The following is a 20,206-nucleotide window of genomic DNA, read 5'->3' as shown; positions in this document are numbered from 1 at the left end:
CCCAATTCTAAATCGGGTTGATTTTGCGACTCCAATTCTCTGTGTTTTGTTGCACAGAAAGAACGTCGTCTCAATTTTTTTGAATCACTTACTTTGTGAATTAATCATCAGGTGCCTACTCAGATACACCCTTAATCTTTAACCTCAAAAAGCCCCATGATCAGCAATTCATTCACTCAAAAATCGATCGTTCAAGCCCTTTTGATGACGGCGGCCGTTGCCGGATCTGCTCTAGTCATCTCTCCTGCTCAAGCTGCGGTGATTCGTCAAGGCGACCTACCCAGCGATGGTGTGACCAACGTCAAAGACTTTGGATTTGCAAAGGTGACCTCCAGCCCCAGACCCTTTGAGCGCAAAACCGTCGGCGGTGTGACGGGTATTGGTGTACAAGGCGGAAATGTCGGCGGAGAAATCGACAGAAAAGACAACGAAGCCATCACGGTTGACTTTCTCAAAGCAGAAACGATCGGCTCCTTTGACCTGGCATTCTTGTACGACAAAGGTGTTTTCAGCGACTTTGCAGGTGAGATTGCCGCAGTTACCTCCAATGGAATTCAAACTGGCAAGCTGACCGTCCTCAATGCAACCAGTGCTTTATGGAGCTTGGGCGGCGTGGTGACCAATCTTTCGACTGCTGGATCTCAAGCTGGCGGCGGCGCTTGGCGGATCACAAATCCCTTTGGCAACACCACAGTCAGTCAGCTTAAATTTGCGGCTTTCCCCAACGGCGGGAGCGGCGGTGCAGATTCTGACTATGCGTTTGTACAGTTAGAAACCGTCCCCGAACCCACCACGATTTTGGGACTGTTGGCAGTTGGTGCCCTAGGTGTAGGGTCGCTCAAAAAGCGTAAACTGGCCAAGGAAACTGGACTTTAGACATTAGATTTTAGACCGGAGATTTTAGACTGGGAAGCATTTTGAGTCTCTGGTCTTTAGTCTCTGGTCTTTAGTCTCCGCCTGGGTGTTAGCCACCCGCGATCGCTGGGATGATGCTCACTTCGTCGCCATCTTTGAGCGGGGTGTTGACTCCTTCTAGAAATCGGATGTCTTCACTGTTGACGTAGAAATTAACAAATCGGCGTAGCTGCCCTTGTTCATCGCAGATTCGAGCTTTGATACCGGGGCAGCTTTTTTCGAGCGACTCTAACAACTCGGCAATGCTGGTGCCGTCACAGTCGATCGTCGGCTGATCGTTTGTCAGTTTCTGAAGCGGAGTGGGAATGAGAACTTTAACAGACATGGGGAAGGGATGAGGGATGAGGGATGAAGAAGCGATTAGGGCGTTTGGGGACGATCGCTGAATTTGTTTTGATCAGTCGCTTTTATACTAAGACTTGTTGCCATTCGAGGCGATCGAGGGTTTTCGATCGTTCTAGGGCGCGCTCAAAGCTGTCGAGTTTGGGTTCGATGGTGAGGGGTTCGCCGATGTAGCCCTGGACGGCTTCTTGGGTTTTGAGTCCGTTGCCTGTGATGTAGACGACGGTAGTTTCGTCAGGGTTGATCTTACCTGCTTCGACGAGTTTTTTCAGGGTTGCAACGGTGGTGCCGCCTGCGGTTTCAGTGAAGATGCCTTCGGTTTCGGCGAGTAGCTTGATCGCGTCAATGATTTCGGCATCGGTGACTGATTCAATATTGCCGTTGGTTTTGCGTGCTAGGTCAACTGCATACACGCCGTCAGCGGGATTGCCGATCGCTAACGATTTTGCCACAGTGTTTGGCTTGACGGGAGAGATAAAGTCGCGACCTTCTTTGAACGCTTGAGCGATCGGGGAGCAACCTTCTGCCTGGGCACCACTAAACCGAACGTGCTTATCTTCGACTAAACCGACTTCAACAAACTCTCTAAACCCTTTATAAATCTTGGTAAACAGCGAGCCAGAAGCCAGCGGAGCGACCACATGATCCGGAAGTTGCCAACCTAGCTGCTCGATCACTTCGTAGCCCAAAGTTTTGGAGCCTTCAGAATAATAAGGACGAAGGTTGATATTTACAAAGCCCCAACCGTGAGTGTTTGCCACTTCAGAACAGAGGCGATTCACCTGATCATAGTTGCCATGCACAGACATAACGGTCGGGCCATAAATCAGCGTTCCCAAGACTTTGCCCGCTTCGAGATCAGACGGAATGAATACACAGCACTCTAGACCTGCATGAGCCGCGATCGCCGCTGTCGAGTTGGCCAGATTGCCTGTACTGGCACAAGAAACGGTGGTGAAACCCAACTCACGCGCACGAGTCAAGGCGACCGACACCACGCGATCTTTGAAGCTGAGGGTTGGCATATTCACTGCATCATTTTTGATGTACAGCTTTTTGAGTCCCAGTCGTCGTGCCAGTCGGTTTGCTTGAATGAGGGGAGTCATGCCTGTGCCGACATCGATCGGGTTGTCAGTAGCGACGGGCAAAAACGGACGATAGCGCCAGATCGAGTGAGGCCCGGCTTGAATGGTTTCGCGAGTGACGGTGCGCCGCAAAAAGTCGTAGTCATACTTGACCTCCAGCGGCCCGAAGCACATTTCGCAAACGTGACTGGCTTTCAGTTCGTATTCTTCACCACATTCTTTACACTTCAAAGCGCGAAAGGCGGCGGTTGTAGATTGCGTTTTCAGTTCGGTCGCCTGGGGCATGACTTAAAACTCCCTTGGTGCAAGCGTTTTGCTATTTCATGGTTGAATCTCGACTGATACTATCACGGCAAAAATAACTCGTCAAACATACCCGACTATTTTTATCGGGATTAAGATTGGCTGCTTTCATCCCCCACTCACCGGAGGAATCAACACCACTTCATCTCCGGCTTGCAGGGTGGTTTGGGGTTCGACAAATTGGAGGTTGACACCGAATCGAGTGAGGTTGCGCCATTCAGCGAGTTGGGGTCGATCGCTAATCAGTCGATCGCGCACCATTTCCACCGTTGCCCCGATCGGAAGGTCTAGCGTCAGTTCTGAAACGCCGTAAGCTTCCTGGTAGGCAGCAAATAATTTAACGGTCACGGTAATAGAGTTGGACATAGCAAGTGAGTCAATTTGAGAATGGGAGAGCAAGACAAGCGATCGCGATCCAGTTGTTTGAACAAAAGATTCAATGCATAAAATATTGATAGCTACGATCGATAGTACTGCTACAACGATAAGAGAACTGTCATGACAACCATCACCGCAAAATGGACATTAGACGAATATCACCGCTTGGTTGACACTGGCATTCTGGACGATCGCCACGTTGAGTTACTGAAAGGAGAAATCGTCGAGATGTCGCCCGAAAAAGAACCTCATGCTTATTGCAGCGGTGAAGCAGGCGAGTATCTCATTGGTCTACTTGATGACCGTGCAACCGTTCGGCAAACAAAGCCGATTACACTACCCAATGGTTCTGAACCTGAGCCAGATGTTGCGATCGTGCAGCGCTTGGGACGCGAATATTTTGATCATCATCCCTATCCAGAAAACATCTTCTGGCTGATCGAATATTCAAACTCCAGTCTAAAAAAAGATTTAGAAGTCAAAAGCAATATTTACGCTGAAGTTGGAATTTTAGAATACTGGGTTGTCAATCTCAAAACATTTAAGCTGATTGTGTTCCGAGATCCGCAGGATGGAGAATACGCTTCCAAAATGACACTTTCTACTGGAACGCTTCAGCCTGTGGCGTTTCCTGACATCACAGTGAGTGTCGATCGCATTGTTAATGGACTTTAAACCTGACATCCGCTGACGATCGATCACATTAGAACAATAAGAGAATTGTTATGACAACCATCACTGCAAAATGGACTTTAGACGAATATCACCGTTTGGTTGACGCTGGTTTTCTGGACGATCGCCACGTTGAACTACTGAGAGGAGAACTTGTCGAGATGGCACCTGAAGGAAAACCCCATGCTCACCTCAGCACAAATGCAGGCACTTACTTGATTCGACTGTTAGGCGACCCCTTGCGGGTAACTCGAAGAGATCGAGCCATGATTCGTCCTGCCAAGCCAATCACCTTGCTTGAAAATGGGTCTGAACCAGAACCCGATTTGGCAATTGTGCAACCGCTCGGACGTGAGTATCTAGACCATCATCCCTATCCAGAAAACATCTTTTGGGTGGTGGAATATTCTTACCCCAGCTTGGATAAGGATCTGGAAATCAAAAGCAAACTCTACGCAGAGGCAGGAATTTTAGAATACTGGGTTGTCAATCTCAAAACATTTAAGCTGATTGTGTTCCGAGATCCGCAGGATGGAGAATACGCTTCCAAAATGACACTTTCTACTGGAACGCTTCAGCCTGTGGCGTTTCCTGACATTACAGTGAGCGTCGATCGCATCATCAACGGCTAGATTCTCAAGGCAACTTTAAGACTCCGTAATTTCCGTAGAGAGAGGTTAGAATTCAGCTAGTTCTTCACGCTTGTAGTAAATTTTGCAATGACGACAGCCCCCAAGATTGAGCTTACAATTACGTTTCAAGATCCAGATGCCAGCCCTGAAAAGCAGGAAAAACTGACGCAAACTCTCTTGCAGCAGATGCGATCGCTAGAAGATGTCAATGTCGATCGCGTCACTGATCCCAATCCACCCGAAGGAAGCCGCGCTGTAGGTTCGTTCTTGTGGGGTTTGCTGAAAGCGGAGGCGAGTGTTGCCAGCCTCAGAACTTTGTTTGGGTTTTTGGGCGATCGTATGGGCAATAAGCCGATCAAAATTAAAGCCAAGTTTGCCGATGGTCGAGAAGTTGAGCTTGAAGCGAGTAGTCGAGAAGAACTGGCTGCTGCCGAAGAGACGATTAAACGGCTTTCGCGATCGATGTAAGACATGGCGAAAATTGCGCTGTTGATTGGAGTGAGTGAATATGAGCCTGGATTAAACCCATTGCCTGCGGCGGCGAATGATGTCGAGGCAATGCGGCGGGTTTTGCTGCGTCCAGAGATTGGGGCGTTTGATCGAGTGACACCGCTTGCAAATCCTGATCTACTGACGATGCAGAATGCAATTTCGACCTTGTTTGACAACTGCCACGAAGATGATTTGCTGCTGCTCTATTTTTCTGGACATGGTGTCACAGATGAGTTTGGCAAGTTCTATTTCACAAACCGCAGTACCCGAAAAACTCCGCAAGGCAAGCTCAATAAAGGAACGGCGGTGCCTGCTAGTTTTGTGCATGATGTGATGGAAAACTGCGATTCTAAGCGTCAGGTTGTGATTTTAGACTGTTGCAACAGTGGGGCGTTTGGGGAGGGCATGGTTGCTAGAGATGCTGAAGGGACGATCGACTTCAAGCAGCAGTTGGGGGGCGAAGGTCGGATTGTGCTTACGTCGTCGTCTGCCTTGGAGTATTCGTTTGAGCGCAAGGGAGAAGAGTTGGCGATCTATACGCGCTATTTGGTCGAGGGCATCGAAACTGGGGCGGCGGATCTCGATCGCGATGGCAAGATTTCGGTCAATGAGCTGCACGATTATGCCAAAACTAGAGTCAGCAAAGCTGCACCCTCGATGCGCCCTCAGCGATACATTTTGCAAGAGGGCGAGAAAATCTTTTTGGCAGATGCGCCCGTCAGCGACCCAAAACTGCTGTATCGAGAGACGGTTGAGCAGTATAGCCAAGATGGAATCATTCGTCCGGCAGGTCGCAGAATACTGGATCGGCGATCGCACTTTCTCAACCTCACATCCACAGAAGCGGCCGCGATCGAAGCTGAAGTTTTAGAACCCTATCGTCAACATCAGCGCAATCTGCAAGAGTATGAGGAAGCTTTAAAGGAAGAAAGTAAATTGGAGTTTCCATTGAGCGATCGCGCTTGTCAAGAACTCAAAGCCTTGCAAAAAGAACTCAATTTTACGGATGAAAATGTGAGCGCGATCGCACAAAAAGTAACTTCGTCCTATACAAGACCTCCTCAACAACCTTCTACAGCAGAACCTCCTCAACGCCCTCCTGAAAGACCTCCTCAGCGACCTCAAACTTCGGCTCCTGCTCAAGTTCAACAACGGGAGTCCCAACAACCTCTACGTCCCACTTTTATTCGGTCTCAAAGATGGACACGACGAGAGCTATTGTTTGGAGGTCTGGGAGGAGCGATCGCAGCTTTTAGTAGTCAACTGTTCAAAAGCCCCTCTTCTGTCTCACCCCCAACTCTTTCCTCCTCGCCTTCAACTCCGGCAAAATTTCCAGCAAATGCCGTAATCACGGTGAATTTAAAGGGACAGGAAACGAGCCGTCGCTCCATTCAGCCAAAATATTACAAAGAAGACTTAGGCAACGGCATCACGCTGGAGATGGTAGAAATCCCTGGAGGAAAGTTTCTCATGGGTTCACCAAAGTCAGAAAATGGGCGAAGTGATGATGAAGGCCCACAGCGTGAGGTCACTATAGCCTCTTTTCAAATGGGCAAATTTGAAGTGACTCAGGCACAGTGGAAAGCAGTAGCCGCGCTTCCTAAAGTCAAGCTTGATCTCAAACCTGATCCGTCCAAATTCAAAGGAGAAAATCGCCCTGTTGAATCTGTATCTTGGGACGAGGCCGTTGAGTTTTGCGATCGCTTGTCCAAAAAAACTGGAAGACCCTACCGCTTGCCCAGCGAAGCCGAGTGGGAATACGCTTGCCGTGCAGGAACTACAACGCCGTTTCATTTTGGGGAAACGATCACAACTGATCTAGCAAATTATCGAGGAACGGATTGGGAATACCAGGGCGAGACTTATCCAGGAAATTATGGCGACGGGCCAAAAGGAATTTTTCGAGAACAGACAATGGACGTAGGCAGCTTTCCGCCCAATGCGTTTGGGCTGTACGACATGCATGGAAACGTTTGGGAGTGGTGCGCTGATCCTTGGCATGAGAACTATAAGAATGCTCCTACTGATGGTCGGGTTTGGGAAGTGGAGAGCGATCGTGAAAATGCAAATCGTCTGCTGCGCGGCGGATCTTGGGATATCATCCCGATCGACTGTCGCTCTGCACTTCGCAACTGGAATAGGCGTGATGTCCGTAACAACAGCCTCGGTTTTCGTCTCCTTCTCCCGGCCCCCAGGATTCCTTAACCTTTACTCTTCTGTACTATTCTCTTTGTTACTTTTTCTTTGCGCGTGTAGCACCAACTCACAGAAGAGTTTGGAAGCCTGCTTGCACAAAATGACGATCGGACGTGACAACAACTAAAATCTTCAAATCAATGAAGATCCGATCGCTCTGGAAGCTGCTTTTCACCATTCAAGTACAAGTCGAGATTGACTGAAAAATCTTCGGGAGCTTCAATCTTGATCCGTCTTAGCCGAGCCATTATTCCTGGTTTGCGATCGCTCTTCTTCTGCATAACGACAACTGAGTTAGACATAGCAGATTACCAGACCTGAGAATGAGAAGGCAAACACTTCAAAGAATACACTCTGTACTCAATAAAAGCTACTCGATCGCCCCTCCATCAAACCCACTTTCCTCCTTTAGAGAGGCGTTGCAATTGCAAAATTGTAGGAGAAAGAATTTATAAAAAAACGTTACAAAACTCGATTTGGAGGACAACATGCAATTTTTAACCAAAGCCGCTTTGAGCGCTCTAACCGTATTGACTATTGCAGAGTTTCACTGCATAGGACAAGCTCAAACACTTCAACAACAAACCGCTTTACCTCAATGGTCTCGGCTGCTAGTTGCCGACAATGACAAAGCCGACAACGCCGCAGAAAAAGTAGACGACGCGATTGACAACCATCCCACGCTCAAATCTTTTGACATTGATGCTGGCGATCGGGGCGACGCGATCGTGCTGACAGGCACCGTCAGAGAAGCCGCCCACAAAGCACTCGCCGAACAAATTGCCAAAGACACCGCACCCGGATTTGCAATTGTCAATCAGCTAAAAATTCAATAACGTTGATTCTGATCAGTTTGATGCTTCAGTTCTATCGAAAGGAGTGGTATGAAGAATTTATCCTTTCTAAGAGTTGAGGATGCTGTCAAATTTATTACAGTCTGCGTTGATTGGGCTGAGTCGATCGCTGGCGCTCATCTTACCCAACGATCCTGCACTACGTGCCCCTTTAGCAATTTGTTTGGGTGCGATTCCGGGGGCGTTAAGTCGATATTATTTAACCTTATTTTTTAGCCGCTGGCTGGGGACGGATTTTCCGTTTGGCACCTTTTTTATTAACTTGACGGGTGCTTTGATTATGGGGTTTTTTGTCACCTTGACCCTGGAGCGATCGCTGACCTCTCCCGACTTACGCTTTCTAGTCGCTGTCGGCTTTTTGGGGTCTTATACGACCTTTTCGACCTACGCGCTAGACACCTCTGCACTCTGGCAAACCGGACAAAAATCATTGGCACTCTTTTATGGGTTAGGAAGCGCAGTTTTGGGAATTGCCAGTTTAGAATTGGGAAAACTTTTAGCTCGATTTTTCTTTAGAAATCTACCCTAATGGTATCCGTTTTTCTCGCCTCGATTTGCGCTCCCATACCCTAGACGCAAGCAGAGGAGTAGAATAAAAACTTATAAAGCCTACAAAAGCAAATTAGTGGCAGCGATCGAAAAATTGGTCACGATAAACCCTTCCACAACCCATTAGTTTGCAGCGTCCAAGTCCCCCGTGCTTTCTGATTAATGACTTACTGCCTAAATCCTGATTGTAAGCGTCCCCAGAATGCAGACGGGGCAGAATTTTGTCAAAGTTGCGGAGCCAAACTGATTCCGTTGCTCAGGGGACGCTATCGGGTTTTGCAACCTTTGGGACAGGGCGGCTTTGGCAAAACTTTTTTGGCAGTGGACGAAGATCGGCTGAATACTCGCTGCGTGATCAAGCAATTTTCGCCCCAGCTTAAGGGCACCAAAGCGCTCGAAAAGGCGATCAAACTGTTTGAGCAAGAAGCCGTCCGCCTGCACGAATTGGGCGAACATCCGCATATCCCCGCACTGCTGGCTTATTTTGAGCAAGACCAGCGCCTTTATCTGGTGCAACAATTTATCGAGGGGCCGACCCTTTCTCAAGAACTGAGTCGCCAGGGGCCGTTTAGTGAGCAAAAGATTCGAGAAGTGCTGGTGCGACTGTTGCCGATTCTCAAATTTGTTCACGATCGCCATGTAATTCATCGCGACATTACGCCGTCTAATATCATTCGCCGCAAGATTGATAATCGGCTGGTGCTGATCGACTTTGGAGTAGCGAAATTGTTGACTGAGGCGACTTCTACTCAACCAGGCACCAAAATTGGCACCGAAGGCTATGCGCCCGTCGAGCAGTTACGCAGCGGTAAAGCCTACCCCGCCAGCGATTTGTACAGCCTGGGAGCAACCTGTCTCTATTTGCTGACTCAAGTCAAGCCCGAAGATCTTTATGATCCGTTGGCGGGACGCTGGCTCTGGCGAGAACGCTTAACCCAACGCGGAGCAGGAATCAGCGATCGCATTGGGCAAATTCTCGACAAAATGCTGAAGGATCTGGTCAACGATCGCTATCAGTCAGCAGATGAAGCCATGCACGATCTGCGGTTTGCGCTCTCGACTCCTGCGGTTGCGTCTCCTCCCAATTCCACGCGGATGGGCAGCGCCTCCAATGTCACCTTACCCCCCACTTCAGGGTTGTCCGAGGTTGAGCAGCCCATTGCGGAAGACGATCAGACGCAGCGACTCCCCACGCCGACCCCTTCTCCGATTTCTCGCCCCTCTTCGCGCACAGCTTCTCGACGCGCTTCGTCTGGGTCGCCCCAAATTCGCAGATGCCTGCATACCTTGAGTGGTCACGCTTCCTGGGTGGTTTCGTTGGCGATTAGTCCAGATGGTCAGACGTTGTTTAGCGGCAGTCTCGACGATCGCATCATGGTTTGGGATGTCGAAACCGGAGAACGACTGGGCACCTTGATGGGGCATGTCAAAGCGATCAATGGTCTGGTGACGAGTCCAGATGGCAAGACGTTGATCAGTTGCAGTGACGACGACACGATCAAACTGTGGCAGTTGCCGATGGGCAGATTGATGCGATCGATTCTCGGTCACAGTCGCGATGTCAACTCGGTGGCGGTGAGTCCCGATGGCAAGTTTTTTGTCAGTGGCAGTGAAGATCGGACGGTTTCTGTCTGGAGGATGACCAATGGTGAATTGCTTCGCAGCTTTACGGGGCTGTCGGGGATGGTGCGATCGGTGGCGGTCAGCCCCAATTCTCAGATTTTGGCCAGTGGAGGACTCGACAATCAGATCAAGTTATGGAATCTCAACTCAGGGCAGCTTGTTCGCACGTTGACGGGGCATCAAAATTCTGTGTTGTCGATCGCCATCAGTCCCAATGGTCAAATTCTCGCCAGCGGCAGCAAAGATAAAACAATTAAGCTGTGGAATCCAAATACAGGGGATGTGGTGCGTACTTTGTCAGGACATATTGATATTGTCAACACGATCGCGATTACGCCAGACGGCAAAACCTTAGTCAGCGGCAGCAATGACAAAACCATTAAGCTGTGGAATCTGACGACCGGAGATCTAATCGGGACATTGACGGAGCATAGCAATTCGGTTAACGTGGTGGCGATCGGGGTAGATGGACGGCTTTTGGCTAGTGGTAGTTCTGACAATACGATCAAGGTCTGGCAGCTATAAAAGAAGCCAAAAAGATTAGACGTTGGGGTGAGGAAAATTAGCCGCGATCGCGATTATTCTGAGCAATATTGTCTTTGTTATTGAACCCGATGGACGCGACCAAAAGTCCCGGCATGGATTATCTTTATCGCAAAGCTGACTATATAAGGTGGCACCGACAACAGAGTAATCAGCATATTCTGCGATCGCGGCTGGGCTTTAATGAGGTGGCTTCTTCTCGGCCCAGGGCTTGTCAGGGTTGTGCAAATTATCATGGGGTCGCCTATGGGTACGATCGCACGACTCGCGCTCCTCTGGTTTGTGGCTTTCATCCCTACGGCTGGCTGACGGATGATGCTTGCCCCGATTGGGAGAAGCTTTGAGCCTGGAGATTAAGCGTTTAGAACTGTGGTGAAAACTGTCCGCTTTGGGCTTGTCTCTACTTAGATAATTAAGTTCGCATAACATTAGATTTTCAGAGAGACAACTTAGGGTAAGTGTAGGGTTTGTTACCTACTTTCTCTGAAGGAATTTAAGCCATGCGCCTGAGAACAGCCCTGTTAGGAGTGGGAGCAGCGATCGCCGTTCTATCTACAAATTGGAGTGCGATCGCTCAAACGGTTGTTTCGATACCGCCTGTGATCGAGGCATTGACTCCCACCACTGACCAATCGTCGCCCGATATCAAAATTCTTTCGCCTCAGCCTGGAGCGACCGTCAACTCAACGGAAGTATTGCTACAACTGAGCGCTAGAAGATTTGCTCCGGGCAAAGATCCGGCGACGGGGTTGGGGTTACATTTCAAGGTGATTGTGGATAATAATTCACCGATCGACTACTTTGACCCCAGCAAACCATTGAAGCTGAATCTCAGTCCTGGTACTCACACGATTCGTGTTGTCTCGGCTCGTCCGTGGAACCAAAGCTACCGAAACCGAGGCTCTCAGGCGCATGTGACCTTTAATGTGCAGCAGTCAGACGGCAAAAATATTGCAGACTACAATCAGCCTGTGGGGTTGATTACGGTCGTTTCTCCGGTGAGTGGCACCTATGGCGCGGAGCCAATTTTGTTGGATTATCTCGTCGATGGTGTCAACCTGGGTAGAACGGCCTCAGTGCGCTACACATTGAATGGTCGAAGTGTAAAGACGACCGATCGCTTTCCGCTTTATCTCACGGGGTTGCAACCTGGACAGAATAGCCTCGTTGTTGAACTGCTGGGAGCCTCTGGGCAGGTTCGTCCCAATGCTGGCTTTAACCGAGTCGAACGCACGATTTTTTATCAACCCGGCGGACAGGACAGCCTTGCTAAATTGATCAGAGGCGAACTCAAGCCCAAAGATTTGAAGGGTGCAGTTGGCCCTAATCCGTTTATTTTTGATGCTCAGGGCACCCCAAGACCGTTGAAGTAGTGTGAATGCGATCGAGTTTTTCGCGTCGTAATTCAGTACCTTTGTCCTCCAACTCTGAGAAACTTTTAGATAAGATTTCTCTGAAGCCTTAAACTAGAGGCGATCGGAGAACTCGACGAAATCTTTAGCTACATCAATGCGGTCATGGCTACTAGAGCAAATGAGCATTCCTAAACTATGAGATCGTTCGGCAACGTGCCCAATTTCAATGCGAGTATGGTCTACTATCCCGAACTTCTCAGTTCTGCGCCGTCGATCGATCACCTTCAGCCTCAATCTCTTGGCAGCAGTGATGAGACATTCCGGTGCAGCGCGATTGTTAGACGGTATATCAGGTGATCAAACTCAACTCATCCAGAATCACGGCTCCCCTCAAGCCTGTCTTGAGACCGTTCCACTTGGTTGCGTAAGAGAGCGATAGACAGCACCACGACCCATAGCATGTAGGCGAAGATGTTAATCCGCTCCCAAACTCCCATCCACGGCGTGGGTAGGTTTGCCTCAAGTCGGGAACCATCCAAACCTGCCAAAACGCCAAACACGACGAATATCAGGATTGTCGCGATCGAATAGAGGCGGAACCACTTGCCGAATGCAATAGCCGCGCATCCTAGGGCAAGCAGCATGAAGAGAAGACCTACACCCGTGAGAGTTGCGTGCATGGTATCCGTCAGCGTTCCCTCGATTCCACGGAGGTGCATCGGGAAAAATAGCGTCACGACCAAGCCGAGAACCTCCTTTCCGACTAGCCCAACTGCCGCAAAGCGCAGAACACGCTTTTGACCTGATAATTGCCAAACACCTACTCCGAATGCATACACCAGGAGGGAATACAGGATGAAAAGCGGAACCACGAGGGATCTCGTCGGAGCATCGATCGCGATTAGCTCGCTGACAGTTTGAGAAGCAGAGCTATAGCCCTCCCACCGCATAGGTGCGAGTACAACGGTGGTGACATAGATCAGCGAAGACAAAATACCGCAGACGAGCAAAACCTTTCGCATCATCCTTCACCTCCTGAATTAGCTTTGGCTTCGAGTATGGCTGTGCTTGGCGAGCATCGAAGGAGTTTCCATCCTAATGATTCTTCCCGCTCAAGCCTAACGGTTCAAACGTTTCGTGTGGTTGATGATGGCATCAATGATTGTGTCCCAATCATCCCGGTGAAGCTCGTGCGCTGTTCCTTCCAGGGTTAGCAAGGTGGCATCAGGAAGTTCTTCGGCGAGTGTGACCCCGCGTTGATAGTTAACCATTGAATCGGCGGTACCGTGAATGACCAAGGCTGGAATGTTGATTTCCCCAAGCCGACCGGAATAGCGATCGCCCCCAGTCAAGAGAGCATGGTTCATCATGCTGGGCAAATTGTTTGCCCGCTTTACGTCTTCCGTAGCCAGTGCCCGGATGCTCATTTCGTCAAAGGGATGCTTAGAACCAGCAGATGTCAAGCGCCAGCTTTCAACCGTATAATCAATTGCGGCTGCTTCATCCGCCCAATCTAGCGTTGTGCCTGTGGCAAAGTGAGCCAGAAATTCCTTATTTTCAATAGTTGGCACATCAGTTTCTTGTTTGGGTGCAAAAGGGCTTGACATCATGAGGGTCATGGTGATCACTCGTTCAGGATATTTCAATGCGACCAATTGCGCGATCATGCCGCCCATTGATAGCCCGACTAAGTGGGCGCGATCGACCCCATAGGCATCCAGCACTCCCACTGCATCATCGCTTAAGTCATCCCACGAATAGCCGATCTGACCTGGCTCGTAAGTGATGGAGCGTCCTGTGTCACGGTTGTCGTATCGAATCACGTAGCGTCCTGCTTCTGCTAGTTTCTGGCAGAAGTCTGAAGGCCACCACACCATTGAAGATGCAGCACCTCCGATCAACAGCAGGGTGGGATCGGTTGGATTGCCAAAGCTTTCGGTGCAGAGGTCAACCCCATTCGCCTGAATCATTTTCTCGTTCATAGTAAATAACCTGAATGAGAGGGTTTATCGCAATGGAACGGTGTGAGCTTGTTTCTGGGCTGCCTCCTGACGCATGGCCGCCATAATTTTGGGGAATCCCGATCCACCATTGACTGCCGCTGCCGCCATGACACCCCCAAAGGCTGCACCCAGAATTCCCGGACCCATGGCATCGGCCCCAGTCAGGTAGAGATTTTGAATTGGCGTTTTGACACCGACCCAGGGTTGCTGTAACCGCTCTGGGACGAAGGGAATGCCGTAGATTGCACCTCGATCGCTGGCATCGAAATAGGCGATCGTCAAGGGAGTCGAGAGATCTGTGAATTCGATCAGATCTTTAAACCCCGGATAATGAGCTTCCAAAAAATCAATGATGCTTTGGGTGATCCGATCTTTGAGAGCATAGTAATCGGCATCGCGTTTTCTCCAGGGTTGCTCTTGCCATTGGGCGAAGCACTCATAATCCGCATAGACCATGACTTCGGCGGTGTGCGATTGTGCCGTCGGGTCGTTGAGCGAGGGGAAAGAGAGGAAGCAACTATTAATGCCCTGTTCCGGTGAGACTCGTTGCAATTGCCACGCCGTATCATGATCGTAGTCGCTGTAGACCCAGTGATGTCCACCCCGGAACCCGATCGTTTGGGGAGACGCTTTCAAGCCCAAAAATAAGAGGATAACGCTGTGCCCTTTGGGAAACCGCTGGATGGCATCACCATACATTGCCCGCTCCTCAACCGACAGCAGTTGGGTGTAGGTGTTGAAGGCTCCCGCATCCGAGATCACCACTGGTGCATAATAGGCTTCGATCGCCGCATCCGGAGCATGGGTTTTGCAAGCTCTGACCCCGATCGCCACCCCATTTTCGATAATAATTTCAGTCACCTGTCGCTGCGCGATCGCCCGTCCTCCAGTTTGTTCAATCACTGGCAAGATCTGTTTAGCGATTTCCTGCGCCCCACCCACGGGATACCATCCCCCCTTCAGATAACTAGATATGACCAGGGCGTGGATCGAGAAGACACTTTCAGAGGGCGGCAGTCCATAGGTGCCCCAAGCGGATGCCAGGAGCGCTTTCAATTGCGGATTGCGGAAGTGTTGGTCGAGATAGTCCTTCGTGGTTTGGAGAAAGGTTTTGCCGAAGTAGTTAACAAGGGATTGGGCGATCGCCCCCAACCGACCGGGTAAAAAACCAGTGGCTTGACGCAGCCCATGCCACCGACTAAACCGTTGCAAATCCGCAAAGTAACGAAGGATGCCCGCCTTTTCATCGGGAAACTTCTGAATCAGATCGGCTTGATAGCGGTGCGGATCAGAATAGACTTCAAAGGTGAAATCTGGATACACCAATGTTTCAAACGGATCAGGAATTCTTGTCCATTTCAAAGTGCCGTTGGTGATGTAGTCGGAGATCAGCCTTCCGTCTTCGCCTTCTCCCATTTCCCCAACATAGTGAAGTCCGACATCCCATTGAAAATCCTGGCGTTTAAATTCCTGGGTGAAGCCCCCAAAAATGAAGTGTTGCTCCAGAACCAGAACTTTTTGGTGATTGAATTTTGAGAGAATTGCTGCCACAGTTAACCCACCAATGCCGGAACCAATCACAATCGCGTCATACTGTTGGAGATGAGACATCAGAGGATTCTCCTACGCGCTGTTTGCTAATTTCGGTCAGTTGCTTGATTCACCCAAGAATCGAAGATTAAATAGCCTGTGTAGGTTGGGTCAAGATACATCGCTTGCTTCCCGTCTGCTAACCCAACGCCCCAGAAATGGTGAGTTTCATGCTTCAACCCAACTGACAAAAGTCGATGTTATTTAATTTTCATTCCAATCTAGACTCAAGGGTAAATCTAAAATTTGAGGAAGTTGTGAGGAAACTCTCTTTTTGATGTTGGCTGATTAGTGAAACACCACAACACGAGCCGCTCCTACAGTACAGCTAACGTTCCGCTTCACCCGCCGCTAGTACCCTCTCGTACTCAACCAACCAACTCGATACGATCGGTGTGCAAGCGGATTGTTATGCCATTGACAACTTAGAGAATTGAAGACATTGAAGCGTGGACAATGAACCGATATTTAGCCGTTTGAGTCGTAACGCTGTGAAACCCAACGGCAACTATCGGCACAAATTTGAGCGCGATCCATGCGTTCTTTCAAATTGGTATGAGTGCTTCTGCGACGGCGAGATAAGTGGTCAGCACGAGCAGCCTTGTCAGCCGCAACTTCAGGGCTATATCCCAAATCCAAATACATTTGAATTGTGCTACTGATTGCTACGTACTCGCGCTAACCGACTAAGGCCGACACCCGCGATCGAAAGCCTGCCTTTGTCAACGCATTCACGGCCGCTTGCTCATCTTGGACGCGGAACTGTTGCCCAAATCGGACGAAATGACGGCGATTGTTGGCACTGACGATCGCCACTACGGAGACTTTTCCTTTGTCGTCGCCGCGATATTCCTGCAAAATCTGCTTGAGGCGATATTGTTGTTGTCCGTCGTTGGCAATTTCTGGCTTCAGTTCCACCATCACCATGCGGACGGATTCGATCGGCTCTGCGTCTTCAATGATGAATTGGGTCTGGTCGTCGCGGCGATCGACTTTGCCCCAGACCATCAGCCGAGCGTCATCGACAATCAGGTGTCCTACTCGCTCAAAGGTTTTGGGAAAGACTACAGCTTCAGAATGTCCGGTCAGGTCTTCGACGGTAATGATGGCCATCGCATCGCCTTTTTTAGTCGTGACTCGCTTGATGGCGGTGAGCATGACGATCGCGCTGACGTTGGCACCTTCCGATCGGCGGTCAAGATCGCTCAAGTTAATCGGGGCGAGAATTTTGGCGGATTCTTGAATCTGTTTGAGTGGATGGTCAGAAATGTAAAAGCCCAGCACTTCTTTTTCTAACCGCAGTTTGTCTTGTTGCTGAAAGTCGGGAGTCGGGGGCGCTTTGGGTGCCGTTTCAAAACTTTCTTGCTGAACGTTGCCGCCCAATAGATCAAATAAATTGCCCTGACCACTGGCCCGATCTTTGGCGCGAGACTGGGCCCAATCCAGCACCAGTTCTAGATCCTTGATCAACTGCTGACGGTTGGGCTGAATCTGATCGAAGGCTCCACAGTAGATCAGCGATTCCAATGCGCGTTTGTTGACCGCACGAGAATCGACGCGATCGCACAGATCCGCCAGCGACTTGAAGGGCCCTTTTTCTTCTCTGACCGCGAGAATGGCTTCGATCGCACCCATGCCCACATTGCGAACGGCGCTCAGACCAAACAGAATGCTCTCGCCAGTGGGGGTGAAGTCGATGCCCGATCGATTGATGTCAGGCGGCTGTACCTGAATGCCAATCCCCAGACAGGACGCGATGTAGCGCTGCACTTTGTCCTGATCGCCACTGTTAGAAGTCAGCAACGCCGCCATGTATTCGACGGGATAGTTTGCCTTCAAATAAGCGGTCTGATAAGTGACGTAGCCGTAGGCCGTCGAGTGAGATTTGTTGAAACAGTATTCGGCAAACTGCACCATCTGTTCAAATAGCGCGTCTGCGACCTGAGCCGAAACCTGATGTTCTCCGGCACCCTGGACAAACATTTCTCGATGCTTTTCCATCTCAGACTTTTTCTTTTTGCCCATCGCCCGCCGCAGCAAATCTGCCTGACCGAGCGAATAGCCCGCCATATCTTGAGCAATCTTCATGATCTGCTCTTGATAGACCATGATTCCATAGGTTTCTTCTAAGATCGGCGTGAGAATCTTGTGCGCGTAGTCGATGCGTTCGCGTCCATGTTTGCGATTGATGAATTTGGGAATTAGTCCAGCATCAAGCGGGCCGGGACGATAAAGGGCCAGCACTGAGGAAATGTCTTCTAAACTATCCGGCTTGAGATCTCGAACGATCTGCCGCATTCCCGACGATTCAAGCTGAAAGATGCCTTCTAGATCGCCGCGTCCCAGCAGTTTGTAAACGCCAGGATTGTCAAGGGGCAACTCGTCGAGGTCGATCGTAATCTTCTGAGTCTGCTCCACCAGTTCCAACGTTTTTTGAATCATGGTCAGGTTTCTCAACCCCAGGAAGTCCATTTTGAGGAGTCCCAGCGTCTCGATATCTTCCATGTAGTATTGGGTGAAGACGGCTCCATCAGCGTTTCGCTGCAAGGGCACAATTTCGTCAAGCGGGTCAGCCGAGATCACGATGCCCGCCGCGTGAATGCCCACACTTTTGTTCATGCCTTCGATACGGATGGCGGTGTCGATCCAACGGCGATAGGTGACGGTCGTATTCGGGACAGTGGACTGGTTATCGTACTTTTCTTTGAATTCCTTGGCGGGCGTTGCGTCGGAAATCATCACCTTGAGCGGGACGGTTTTGCCTCGCACCGTAGGAATCATTTTGGTCATACGATCGGACTCGCCATAAGGCACATCCAACACGCGGGCCGTGTCTTTGAGTACCGCTTTAGAGGTCATGCGGTTGTAGGTAATAATCTGGGCGACCCGCTCAGTCCCATACTTTTTGGTGACGTATTGAATGACTTCATCGCGGCGATCGATACAAAAATCGGTATCAATATCCGGCATCGACTTGCGTTCGGGATTCAAAAATCGCTCAAACAGCAGGCCGTGAAAAACGGGGTCAATGTTCGTAATTCCTAACGCAAACGCCACGAGAGAACCCGCCGCCGATCCGCGTCCCGGCCCGACTGGAATCCCATTGTCTCTGGCATATTTGATGTAGTCCCAAACGACGAGAAAGTAGGTGGCAAAGCCCATCTGACTCATCATGTTCAGTTCGTAAACCAGGCGATCGCGGTACGTCTGATCGATTTCCTCACGAGTGTTACGTTTCTGCCGTTTGAGCAGTCCTTCCCAGGTGATCTTCTCAAGGTACGAATCGGCTGTGAAGTTTGCTGGAACCGGATAATTAGGAATCCGAGGCTCGCCTAAAATCTGATATTCTTCGACTTTGGCAGCGACTTCGACCGTATTGGCGATCGCTTCATCCACCACACTTTGAGGCAAATGATCTCGGAAGAGCGATCGCATTTCGTCCGCCGATTTCAGATATTCCGTGCCTGTGTAGCGCAGCCGTTTCTCTTCGGTAATCAGCTTCCCGGTTTGAATGCAGAGCAGCGCATCGTGAGCTTCTACGTCGTAGCAAGAGATAAAGTGAGAATCGTTGGTGGCAATCAGTTTGATGTCTAGCTCACGCGCAATGCGGACGATTTCGGGATTGACGATGCGTTCTTCGTGCAGACCGTGATCCTGAATTTCGAGATAATAATCTTCGCCAAACAGGTCTTTGTATTCCTTGGCGACGCGCCGCGCAATGTCAGGCTTACCCTGCAAAATCGCTTGGGGCACTTCTCCACCCAGACAGGCACTTGTAACGATCAAGCCTTCTCGATACTCCGCCAAAAAATCTTTGCTGATGCAGGGACGCGAAAAAATGCCCTTCCCCTGAACGCCTTTGAGGTGAGAAATCGTCGTCAGCTTAACGAGATTTTTGTACCCCTGAGTATTTTTTGCCAACACGACCTGATGATAGCGAGGACGGCGTTCTTGCTTGGAGATGTCGCCATTGATGACATACATCTCATTGCCAATGATTGGTTTGAGCTTGCCCTTGCAGACTTTGATCAGTTCGATCGCGCCATACATCACCCCATGATCTGTCAGGGCGATCGCGGGCATTTCTAACTCGACAGCACGATCGATCAGCTTAGGTAACTGGCTCGCCCCATCCAGTAAGCTGTAGTCGCTATGGATATGAAGACCAACAAAGGACATAATCGCTCAAACCACACAAAAGGAATGAGAACAGATTACTCGATCTTTGCGCTACATCTAGTATTTTTTTGGCGCATTCATCACAGATGACTCCATAAGTAGAGGTGATGGGCAATCAGACTGGAGTTGTCAACCTCCGATCTCTAGATCACCCATTACCTGTTGTCAGAGTTATAGTCACGTCATCTGAAGATCAGTATAGTACCAATGTATCAAATTTGGAAGAGGAGAGTGTGAGGTGTGAGGTGTGAGGAGTAAAATTTGCAAGGTGGACGAGTTGAATCTAAATTCCCTCATCCCTCCTCCTTCATCCCTCATCCCTTCTTCCTATGCCGCTTAGGGATATGCAATTAAATAAAGTACCAGTTACGTTGGGCAGATTGTAATGTCCTATTTGGGCAATGCTTCAGAGCGTTGCCAGAACGGGAGGTAAGATATCTCTAGTGGTCTGTCAAGATTATACTGAGGGATAAAGCCGCTTGAGTCTAATCCGAG

General features: G+C 49.8%; 19 protein-coding genes. 10 read left to right on the top strand and 9 right to left on the bottom strand.

Annotated features, from left to right (window positions below):
• Positions 1-156 precede the first annotated feature (156 nt).
• Complete coding sequence (locus ACKFKH_RS30330) at positions 157-876, top strand: PEP-CTERM sorting domain-containing protein (protein WP_446862104.1); 720 nt, start codon at positions 157-159, stop codon at positions 874-876.
• Positions 877-964: 88 nt separating this feature from the next.
• On the opposite strand, the gene ACKFKH_RS30325 is transcribed toward ACKFKH_RS30330, so the two are convergent.
• The 3 genes from ACKFKH_RS30325 to ACKFKH_RS30315 all read right to left on the bottom strand — a co-directional run bounded on the left by ACKFKH_RS30325 (position 965) and on the right by ACKFKH_RS30315 (position 3,011).
• Positions 965-1,240: a MoaD/ThiS family protein gene (locus ACKFKH_RS30325; RefSeq protein WP_446862103.1), complete on the bottom strand. Its 276-nt coding sequence runs from the start codon at positions 1,238-1,240 to the stop codon at positions 965-967.
• An 82-nt stretch (positions 1,241-1,322) separates the two neighbouring features.
• Positions 1,323-2,627 carry a threonine synthase gene (gene thrC, locus ACKFKH_RS30320; RefSeq protein WP_446862102.1) on the bottom strand — a complete coding sequence of 435 codons (1,305 nt, stop codon included), beginning with the start codon at positions 2,625-2,627 and terminating at the stop codon, positions 1,323-1,325.
• Positions 2,628-2,753: 126 nt separating this feature from the next.
• Positions 2,754-3,011: a MoaD/ThiS family protein gene (locus ACKFKH_RS30315; protein WP_446862101.1), complete on the bottom strand. Its 258-nt coding sequence runs from the start codon at positions 3,009-3,011 to the stop codon at positions 2,754-2,756.
• 132 nt (positions 3,012-3,143) lie between these two features.
• Here ACKFKH_RS30315 and ACKFKH_RS30310 point away from each other — a divergent pair, with 132 nt between their 5' ends.
• From ACKFKH_RS30310 to ACKFKH_RS30295, 4 genes are all read left to right on the top strand, one after another.
• On the top strand, positions 3,144-3,698 hold the full coding sequence (locus ACKFKH_RS30310) for a Uma2 family endonuclease (protein ID WP_446862100.1): 555 nt from the start codon (positions 3,144-3,146) through the stop codon (positions 3,696-3,698).
• Positions 3,699-3,748: 50 nt separating this feature from the next.
• Entirely contained in the window at positions 3,749-4,327 is a 579-nt protein-coding gene (locus ACKFKH_RS30305; RefSeq protein WP_446862099.1) for a Uma2 family endonuclease, read from the top strand.
• A gap of 87 nt (positions 4,328-4,414) precedes the next feature.
• Positions 4,415-4,795 carry a hypothetical protein gene (locus ACKFKH_RS30300; RefSeq protein WP_446862098.1) on the top strand — a complete coding sequence of 127 codons (381 nt, stop codon included), beginning with the start codon at positions 4,415-4,417 and terminating at the stop codon, positions 4,793-4,795.
• 3 nt (positions 4,796-4,798) lie between these two features.
• Positions 4,799-7,024: a caspase, EACC1-associated type gene (locus ACKFKH_RS30295; RefSeq protein WP_446862097.1), complete on the top strand. Its 2,226-nt coding sequence runs from the start codon at positions 4,799-4,801 to the stop codon at positions 7,022-7,024.
• Positions 7,025-7,152: 128 nt separating this feature from the next.
• Here ACKFKH_RS30295 and ACKFKH_RS30290 read toward each other — a convergent pair whose 3' ends face one another.
• Positions 7,153-7,317, bottom strand: a complete 165-nt coding sequence (locus tag ACKFKH_RS30290; protein WP_446862096.1) for a hypothetical protein — start codon at positions 7,315-7,317, stop codon at positions 7,153-7,155.
• Between the two features lie 186 nt (positions 7,318-7,503).
• Here ACKFKH_RS30290 and ACKFKH_RS30285 point away from each other — a divergent pair, with 186 nt between their 5' ends.
• From ACKFKH_RS30285 to ACKFKH_RS30265, 5 genes are all read left to right on the top strand, one after another.
• A complete protein-coding gene (locus ACKFKH_RS30285; protein ID WP_446862095.1) occupies positions 7,504-7,851 on the top strand; it encodes a BON domain-containing protein in 348 nt (115 codons plus the stop codon).
• A 79-nt stretch (positions 7,852-7,930) separates the two neighbouring features.
• Positions 7,931-8,398: a fluoride efflux transporter CrcB gene (crcB, locus tag ACKFKH_RS30280; RefSeq protein ID WP_446862094.1), complete on the top strand. Its 468-nt coding sequence runs from the start codon at positions 7,931-7,933 to the stop codon at positions 8,396-8,398.
• A gap of 182 nt (positions 8,399-8,580) precedes the next feature.
• Positions 8,581-10,566, top strand: coding sequence for a protein kinase domain-containing protein (locus ACKFKH_RS30275; RefSeq protein ID WP_446862093.1), 1,986 nt, complete (start codon positions 8,581-8,583; stop codon positions 10,564-10,566).
• Positions 10,567-10,655: 89 nt separating this feature from the next.
• A complete protein-coding gene (locus tag ACKFKH_RS30270; protein ID WP_446862092.1) occupies positions 10,656-10,928 on the top strand; it encodes a hypothetical protein in 273 nt (90 codons plus the stop codon).
• A 156-nt stretch (positions 10,929-11,084) separates the two neighbouring features.
• Positions 11,085-11,957, top strand: coding sequence for a hypothetical protein (locus ACKFKH_RS30265; protein WP_446862091.1), 873 nt, complete (start codon positions 11,085-11,087; stop codon positions 11,955-11,957).
• Between the two features lie 350 nt (positions 11,958-12,307).
• Here the strand turns inward: ACKFKH_RS30265 and ACKFKH_RS30260 are convergent, their stop codons facing one another.
• From ACKFKH_RS30260 to ACKFKH_RS30240, 5 genes are all read right to left on the bottom strand, one after another.
• Positions 12,308-12,961: a DUF998 domain-containing protein gene (locus ACKFKH_RS30260; protein WP_446862114.1), complete on the bottom strand. Its 654-nt coding sequence runs from the start codon at positions 12,959-12,961 to the stop codon at positions 12,308-12,310.
• 96 nt (positions 12,962-13,057) lie between these two features.
• The gene (locus tag ACKFKH_RS30255; RefSeq protein WP_446862090.1) at positions 13,058-13,921 is read right to left on the bottom strand and encodes an alpha/beta fold hydrolase; all 864 of its coding nucleotides are present in this window, start codon (positions 13,919-13,921) and stop codon (positions 13,058-13,060) included.
• 24 nt (positions 13,922-13,945) lie between these two features.
• Positions 13,946-15,553, bottom strand: coding sequence for a phytoene desaturase family protein (locus ACKFKH_RS30250; RefSeq protein WP_446862089.1), 1,608 nt, complete (start codon positions 15,551-15,553; stop codon positions 13,946-13,948).
• A gap of 447 nt (positions 15,554-16,000) precedes the next feature.
• Positions 16,001-16,177, bottom strand: a complete 177-nt coding sequence (locus ACKFKH_RS30245) for a hypothetical protein (protein ID WP_446862088.1) — start codon at positions 16,175-16,177, stop codon at positions 16,001-16,003.
• Between the two features lie 33 nt (positions 16,178-16,210).
• A complete protein-coding gene (locus tag ACKFKH_RS30240; protein WP_446862087.1) occupies positions 16,211-19,711 on the bottom strand; it encodes a DNA polymerase III subunit alpha in 3,501 nt (1,166 codons plus the stop codon).
• Positions 19,712-20,206: the final 495 nt, after the last annotated feature.

Source organism: Phormidesmis sp. 146-20, assembly GCF_052939475.1.
Note: the sequence above shows the minus strand (reverse complement) of the source record. Positions and strands in the feature narration are given on the sequence as shown.